The following is a 7,512-nucleotide window of genomic DNA, read 5'->3' on the forward strand; positions in this document are numbered from 1 at the left end:
AAATCTTTCTTATTGGTTCCTGTTTTGTAGAGAATATCGGTAAAAAACTGGATTTCTATAAGCTGCAAAATTTACAGAATCCATTCGGAATTCTTTTTCATCCTTTAGCCATTGCAAAGTTTTTTCGAAAACTTAAGGAAGACGCGATGTATACTGAGAAGGATATTTTTCAGCACCAGGAGCGCTGGCATTGTTTTGATGCGCATTCTTCATTAAGTAATCCTGCTGCTGAGGTTTTACTAAAAGACCTGAATTCCACATTAAAAAATGCCCGTGAGTTTCTTCAACTAAGCTCACATGTAGTGATTACTTTGGGTACTGCATGGAGCTATTTTCATTTAGAAAGTGAACAGAGCGTAGCCAACTGTCATAAAGTTCCGCAGAAATCTTTTAGGAAAGAATTACAATCTATAGAAGAAATTGAGCGAGCTTTAAATGAGATTCTGGAAGACGTACACCAAATAAACTCTGATGCTGAAGTTATTTTCACCGTTTCTCCGGTTCGGCATATTAAGGACGGATTTGTTGAAAATCAGCGTAGCAAAGCGCATTTAATTACCGCTGTTCATAAGGTTTGCGAAGAAAGCAAGAAAACTCATTATTTTCCATCTTACGAATTAATGATGGATGAACTTCGGGATTATCGGTTCTATACTGAAGATATGTTGCACCCTTCACAAACTGCCATAGATTATATTTGGAAAAGATTTACAGAAACCTGGTTTTCAGAAGACTCCCTTTCGGTTTTAAATGAAGTAGAAAATATTCAAAAAGGATTAGCACATCGTCCATTTAATCCCAATTCTGAAGCGCATCGTAAATTTCTAAAAAATTTGAATTCTAAAGTTTCAACACTCCAAAAGCGGTATCCGCATCTTCAGTTCTAAATTAAGTTATCGTCAAAAAAACATTAAATTAATTTCGGAATTGTTTATATATTAATTTTTTTTGTATTTTTATCTTAGAATTTTAGATATAAGTTATTGATAACGAATGGCTGAGAAGTCGTTTTTTATGACTGTATCTTAATTCGTTTTCTAAAATTTGTTGGGGTAGATTTTAGAAAGTTAAAAACTTATGGACGGGTGGGGCCGTCCATAAGTGTTTTAAAAAAGTAATGTTTTCTTCAAAATCTCCAAAATTCACATTCTTTGTACCTTTAGAAAAAATTGATAAATGAGAAATTTCCTTATAGGTGCCATTTTGGTCTTGCTTGTGGTTTTTGGTATTCGCTATTGTGAAAACAGAAATAATGAAAAAGATCAATTAGAAGAAAGTACAGCCTTGCTTCAGCAGCAAATTAAAAATGTGGGAAAATTGGTGGTGACCGAAGGTACTTTCTCACAGGTTTATTCTTATAAAAACTCAAAGAAGTTTTATCTCGATATATTTTCGGCAAGAAAAAAAGCGCTTATCATTGTAAATGCTACGGCAACCGTGGCTTACGATCTAAGTAAATTAGAAACCGAAATTGATGAAGAAAATAAAATTGTGCGCATCACTTCCATTCCAAAAGAAGAAATTACAATAAATCCGGAGATAAAATATTACGATGTTACCCAGGATTATTTAAACCAGTTTGATGCTGATGATCACAATAAAATTAAGGGCCGAATAGAAAAATCTATTAGAGAAAAGGTAGAAGCTTCTTCGCTTAAATCTAATGCTGAAAACAGGCTAATTAGTGAATTGCAAAAAATCTATATTTTAACCAATTCTATGGGCTGGACGCTTCAATACAACGATCAGAATTTTAATGATTCAGAAGAATTGGAAAAAATAAAACTATAGACTGCTTTTTCGAAATTTAAAACTTGAATGTTATATTAAATTACCAATTGGCCGTTTATTAGGCTTATTCCTCCATCAATTAAATGGGAGATATCTGGTCTTCGAGATTTTACATCCTCTAAATTACTTAGAGCTTCTTTAGCGAGTTTTTCATCTTTCCCCACTGTTAGCTCATATATTTCTACGGAAAGCAACCAGTCTTTTGGGTGGTGTTTTTTTACCAGATCCAAAGCTGCATCTAAAGAGAATTTCGCATTTTTTCCTTCTCTAATATTTCTAACCGAAGCATAAAGGGAATTAAGTTCTTCGCGTTCTGGTGTACTTTTGCTTTTTATTGTAGAAGTTGAGGTTTTGTGGGTAATTAGATCGAAAGAAAGATTATCTGCCGGGCCGGCAAATGCTGAAATAACTTCTTTCCCAATCGCCATATCATATTTGCCCCATTCAGGTTTAAACAGAATTTCCTCGCCATAAGTAACGGTACAATCTTTTAGGCTAATAATTATTATTTTCCCCTGCAGATTCCTGGTTCCGGTAATTATTTCTCCTTTAACTTTTATACCACCTTCAAATTCAAATTCAATCTTTTCACCTTCATAGATATCGTAAGCCCTAAGATCACGCGGACTCATATCTTCAATCGCTAAATTGATTCCTTTTAAAGAGCCAATTGGTGAACCAAATCCCTCAGGGTGATTTTTTACACCGTGACCAACCAGCTCCTTTTCCCGATGGGAAAGGGCAGTTTTCCCTGAAGTTTGAATATAAATTGGTTTGCCATCGTGTTCAATAACTTTTGAAAAATCTCCTGAGATCTGTAAACCGGTGCTTAACTCTATAGTTCCAAGATTTTTAGAATCAATCAATTTTTGAATTCCTTCCAGACCGCCTTTTCTTAAAGCCATTTTATTAGCAAATTCCTCTAAAACTGAGCTTAAATGCGCAAAATCTGGCGTTACATAAAGCTGAGGCTGGGGTTTGGTAATATCAAATTCCTGTTTGCAAGCTTCAATAGAATATGGAATCTTCTTCACTTTATCTGTCATACACCAGGCGCTTTCTCCAATAGAAGAGAGTAAACCGGCGCCGTATATTTTAGGATCTTCCAAACTTCCTATCAATCCATACTCTACGGTCCACCAGTGTAAATTTCTTATCTGCGCCATCTCACTGGGCTTCCCCATATTATTTTGCAGGTAATCTACTTTCTTTTCAGCTTCTTCAATTTCTTGCTGAGGTGTATCTTCAGCTTCTTTAATAATAGAAAGATGCCTTATGGCTTCGTAAATTTCATAATCTTTAGCGCTAGAAATCGCTTTACAGCCTATTTCGCCAAAGCGTCTAAGATATTCTGCGTATTCTGGATTAGCGATAATAGGGGCGTGGCCGGCACCTTCGTGAATAATATCGGGTGCAGGAGTATATTCTATATGCTCGAGCTGGCGAATATCGCTGGCGATTACCAAAACATTAAAAGCCTGGAATTCCATAAAAGCAGCCGGCGGAATAAATCCGTCTACAGCTACAGCAGCCCAGCCAATTTCTTTTAAAATTCGGTTCATCCCATACATATTGGGAATATGATCTATAGAAATGCCGGTTTGCTTTAAACCATCAAGGTAAGATTCGTGAGCAACTTTGCTTAGATAATCTACATTTTTACGCATTACATATCGCCAAACCGCGTGGTTTACCGGGGAATAATCCTCGTAATTCTGTGGTTTTATATATTGCTGAAGATGGGCCGGCAAGCGGTCTAAAATCGCATTAGATTCAACTTTATCGAGCATAATTGTGATTAACTAAAATTCAATATAAAGATAAGAAATTAACCTGAAATTCATAAAATGATAACTAAAGCCGTGTAAAAATAAAAATGCTCCTACAAGAGGAGCATTTTAGCTGAAAAATTTGTGGGGTTAATTCTTAATTTCTGGAGGATACTTTTCTAGTATTTCAGAAACAATTTCGTTTATCCTTTTTTGCTTTTTATTTACATCACTGGCTAAAGCGGCAGTTCCCATTCCCTGCCAAACCAGTTCTTTTCCTTCAGCATCTATTAGATCTATATAAAGAGTGCCTTCGCTGGTGCGGTTTACGGTATTAAAACCTGAGCCCCAATACCACGGATGCCATCCCCAGCCATATCCCCAGCCCATCATATTGTTCTGGTAGATATTAATATTTTCATTGGTTTTTGTAAAAATGCTTACCAAAAGATCTGGATCATCAGATTTGGTAAAGCCTTTACGTTGCATTTCTGCTTCTATAGCTCTAAGGATTCGTTTTTTATCTAGATCTGAGATTTCAGCTTTATCTATTCCGGGTTTAAAAAAAGCGTAACTTTCATATTGGTTAAAGTTTACTTCCCTGTCATAATCTGAAGCAACTCTTACGCTACTACAGGACGTTACCAGGATAGTTAGCAGTAAAAGAACCGGTGTAATTTTTAAGACTTTCATAAATATTATTTTAGGTGTTAGTGTCAAAAAGAGCCGGATCTACCAGGTTTGGGATAGTTACTTTTAGTTTTGGTTCCATTTGCATAGCCCTTTTTGCAGCGAAGAGCGCTTCTTTATTTCGGGCCCAGCTTCGGCGGGCAATTCCATTATTAACATCCCAGAAAAGCATAGACTTTAGTCGCTCCTCCGATGCTTTATTTCCTTCAAGAATCATACCAAATCCACCATTAATCACCTCGCCCCAGCCAACGCCGCCGCCGTTGTGAATGCTCACCCAGGTGGCGCCTCTAAAGCTATCTCCAATTACATTTTGTATCGCCATATCGGCTGTAAACTGGGATCCATCGTAAATATTTGAAGTTTCCCGGTAAGGGGAGTCTGTACCGGAAACATCGTGGTGGTCACGGCCTAAAATAACCGTTCCTATTTCTCCATTTCCAATAGCATCATTGAAGGCTTTGGCAATTTTCATGCGGCCTTCGGCATCGGCATAGAGAATCCTGGCTTTAGATCCTACCACCAGTTTATTTTCCCTTGCTCCTTTTATCCACTGAATATTATCAGCCATTTGTTGCTGAATTTCCTCCGGGGAATTCTTTTTAAGCTCTTCTAAAACCTGAGTCGCGATCTTATCGGTTTTGTCGAGATCGTCTTCTTTTCCGGAAGCGCAAACCCATCTAAAAGGCCCAAAACCATAATCAAAACACATTGGTCCCATAATATCCTGAACGTAACTTGGGTATTTAAAATCTTTACCATTTTCAGCAAGAATATCGGCTCCGGCCCTTGAAGCCTCTAATAAGAAAGCGTTTCCGTAATCAAAGAAATAGGTGCCCTTAGCGGTATGTTTATTAATCGCTGCGGTTTGTCTTTTTAAACTTTCCTGTACTTTTTCTTTAAATTTTTCAGGTTCTTCGGCCATCATGGTATTGGCTTCTTCTAAACTTAAACCTACCGGGTAATAACCGCCGGCCCAGGGATTGTGCAATGAAGTCTGGTCACTTCCCAAATCGATATAAATATTCTCTTTTTCAAAATATTCCCAAACATCTACGATATTTCCCTGGAAAGCGATAGAAACTACTTCTTTGTTGGCTTTTGCTTCCTGCACTCTTTTAGCTAGTTTTTCTAGATCAGAAATCACTTCGTCTACCCAGCCCTGGCTATGGCGGGTTTCTGTAGCTTTTGGATTCACCTCGGCACACACGGTAATACAACCTGCAATATTTCCGGCTTTGGGTTGCGCGCCGCTCATTCCGCCAAGACCGGAAGTCACGAATAATTTACCTTCCAGGCCTTCTCCCGATCTTGATATTTTTCTTCCTGCGTTTAAAACTGTGATCGTGGTGCCGTGAACAATTCCTTGCGGACCAATGTACATATAACTTCCAGCCGTCATTTGCCCGTATTGAGTTACACCAAGCGCGTTAAATTTCTCCCAGTCATCGGGTTTCGAATAATTTGGGATCATCATTCCGTTGGTAACCACCACTCTTGGAGCATTTTCATGGGAGGGGAATAAGCCCATAGGATGGCCAGAATACATCACTAAAGTCTGATCATTTTCCATTTCGGCTAAATATTGCAAAGTGAGCAGGTATTGGGCCCAGTTTTGAAAAACCGCCCCGTTGCCACCGTAGGTGATCAATTCATCGGGATGTTGCGCTACTTTAGGATCCAGGTTGTTTTGAATCATTAGCATGATTCCTTTTGCCTGTGTGCTATTTCCCGGGTATTCTTCAATATTTCGGGCATACATATCATAGTCCGGCTTTAGGCGGTACATATAAATTCTCCCGTATTTCTCTAATTCCTCCTTAAATTCAGGTAACAATTCCCGGTGATGTTTTTCTTTAAAATAACGCAGAGCATTTTGAAGTGCTAATTGTTTTTCTTCGGCATTTAAAATAGCCTTTCGTTTAGGAGCGTGATTTACCGAAGTATCGTATTCTTTTTTGGGCGGAAGTTCCCTGGGAATTCCCTGTAGTATTTTCGCTTTAAAGTCCATTTGATTTTCTGTTTGCAATAGATTTCAATATTAGGAAGAAATGTTAAAATAAAGAGTTTTAAATTTCATTTTCTATAAATTTAGCGCTCTTTTAAAGAAATAAATTATGAAATCTATTATAATTCTTCTTGCTTTTGTTTGTCTTGTTTCCTGTAAAGATGAAAACAAAGAATTGGAATTAGAAACTACTGAAATTTCAAAGAAAAGCGAAATAACACCTTCAAATGATGTTTTTAGTGCCCGGGATTCCTTGGATTGGACCGGTATTTATGAAGGGTTTTTGCCTTGTGAAGATTGTGAGGGAATTGAAACATCTATTGAGATAGAGAAAAATCGTGATTATACACTTTCTCAGGAATTTAAAGGCAGGGCAGGGGATAACAACCTACAGGAAACAGGAAAGTTTGAATGGGATAAGCAAGGGAATACCATTAGTTTAGGAGAACGCCAAAAACTCTATTTTAAAGTAAGCCAAAATTACCTTTTACAGGTTTTTAAGGATGAATCTAAGGTTATGGGAGATTCTGCAATCAAATACCGTTTAACAAAAATTAATGAGCTATGATTGTTTGCCGGTTTTTTTATCAAAACCGTAGGGGCAATGCCGGCAACCACCTTCGCAGCAATAACCACGCTTTAAGTGATATTGCTCGGTAAAACAACGATAACCTTCAGGGGTGGTGTAATAATCCCCTTCTTCTAACGGAATTCTTTTTTTGAAAAAACTCATATGGCAAAAATACAATTTCTTAACTTCCACACGTGATTCTAATCGTTAACAAATATCTCCTGGGAAAATCATTTAAGGGCGTGAGTTTATGGCCTTTTGTGATTCTTAAAAATAGCGAACTAAAAGATGATTTCAATTTTATTAACCACGAAAAAATTCATCTAAGACAGCAACTGGAATTACTTATTCTTCCTTTTTACATATGGTATTTAACCGAATATTTGCTGCGTTTAATTTATTATAAAGATCGTTTTCTTGCCTATAAAAATATAAGTTTTGAGCGCGAAGCTTACAGCCAGGAAATGAAAGAGAATTATTTGGAGGAGCGTAAATTCTGGGCATTTTTAAAGTTTGTTTAGGTAGCTCGTCTTAGAATTCGGATATTTGCTTATGCCGAAATCTTCAAACATTTTTACTGGAATATCTTCTGAAAATCAGTTTGTTGCTGAGTTTCCTAATGAAATTTCGCTCTATTTAAAACGTGAAGATTTATTACATCCTGAGGTTTCAGGAAATAAATT

At 37.1% G+C, this 7,512-nt stretch carries 8 protein-coding genes; 4 read left to right on the plus strand and 4 right to left on the minus strand.

The window, feature by feature from the left end; translation table 11 throughout:
• Together AACZ30_RS11795 and AACZ30_RS11800 are read left to right on the plus strand one after the other, a co-directional pair.
• Positions 1-887, plus strand: an 887-nt coding sequence (locus tag AACZ30_RS11795; protein ID WP_339649542.1) for a GSCFA domain-containing protein, incomplete at its 5' end; no start/stop codon positions are given.
• Positions 888-1,176: 289 nt separating this feature from the next.
• A complete protein-coding gene (locus AACZ30_RS11800) occupies positions 1,177-1,791 on the plus strand; it encodes a DUF4230 domain-containing protein (RefSeq protein WP_339649543.1) in 615 nt (204 codons plus the stop codon).
• A gap of 35 nt (positions 1,792-1,826) precedes the next feature.
• Here the strand turns inward: AACZ30_RS11800 and AACZ30_RS11805 are convergent, their stop codons facing one another.
• From AACZ30_RS11805 to AACZ30_RS11815, 3 genes are all read right to left on the minus strand, one after another.
• Entirely contained in the window at positions 1,827-3,581 is a 1,755-nt protein-coding gene (locus AACZ30_RS11805; RefSeq protein WP_339649544.1) for an aromatic amino acid hydroxylase, read from the minus strand.
• Positions 3,582-3,710: 129 nt separating this feature from the next.
• On the minus strand, positions 3,711-4,253 hold the full coding sequence (locus AACZ30_RS11810) for a DUF4136 domain-containing protein (protein ID WP_208224533.1): 543 nt from the start codon (positions 4,251-4,253) through the stop codon (positions 3,711-3,713).
• A 10-nt stretch (positions 4,254-4,263) separates the two neighbouring features.
• The gene (locus tag AACZ30_RS11815; RefSeq protein WP_339649545.1) at positions 4,264-6,261 is read right to left on the minus strand and encodes a urocanate hydratase; all 1,998 of its coding nucleotides are present in this window, start codon (positions 6,259-6,261) and stop codon (positions 4,264-4,266) included.
• A gap of 106 nt (positions 6,262-6,367) precedes the next feature.
• On the opposite strand from AACZ30_RS11815, the gene AACZ30_RS11820 reads away from it, so the two are divergent.
• Positions 6,368-6,826, plus strand: coding sequence for a copper resistance protein NlpE (locus AACZ30_RS11820; protein WP_339649546.1), 459 nt, complete (start codon positions 6,368-6,370; stop codon positions 6,824-6,826).
• Here AACZ30_RS11820 and AACZ30_RS11825 read toward each other — a convergent pair.
• The gene (locus AACZ30_RS11825) at positions 6,821-6,991 is read right to left on the minus strand and encodes a DUF5522 domain-containing protein (RefSeq protein ID WP_339649547.1); all 171 of its coding nucleotides are present in this window, start codon (positions 6,989-6,991) and stop codon (positions 6,821-6,823) included. The two genes, AACZ30_RS11820 and AACZ30_RS11825, sit on opposite strands and share 6 nt — an antisense overlap.
• A gap of 32 nt (positions 6,992-7,023) precedes the next feature.
• On the opposite strand from AACZ30_RS11825, the gene AACZ30_RS11830 reads away from it, so the two are divergent.
• Positions 7,024-7,350, plus strand: a complete 327-nt coding sequence (locus AACZ30_RS11830; RefSeq protein ID WP_208224541.1) for a hypothetical protein — start codon at positions 7,024-7,026, stop codon at positions 7,348-7,350.
• The last annotated feature ends 162 nt before the right edge of the window (positions 7,351-7,512 follow it).

The sequence above is a fragment of the uncultured Salegentibacter sp. genome, assembly GCF_963972535.1.
Lineage (GTDB): Bacteria > Bacteroidota > Bacteroidia > Flavobacteriales > Flavobacteriaceae > Salegentibacter.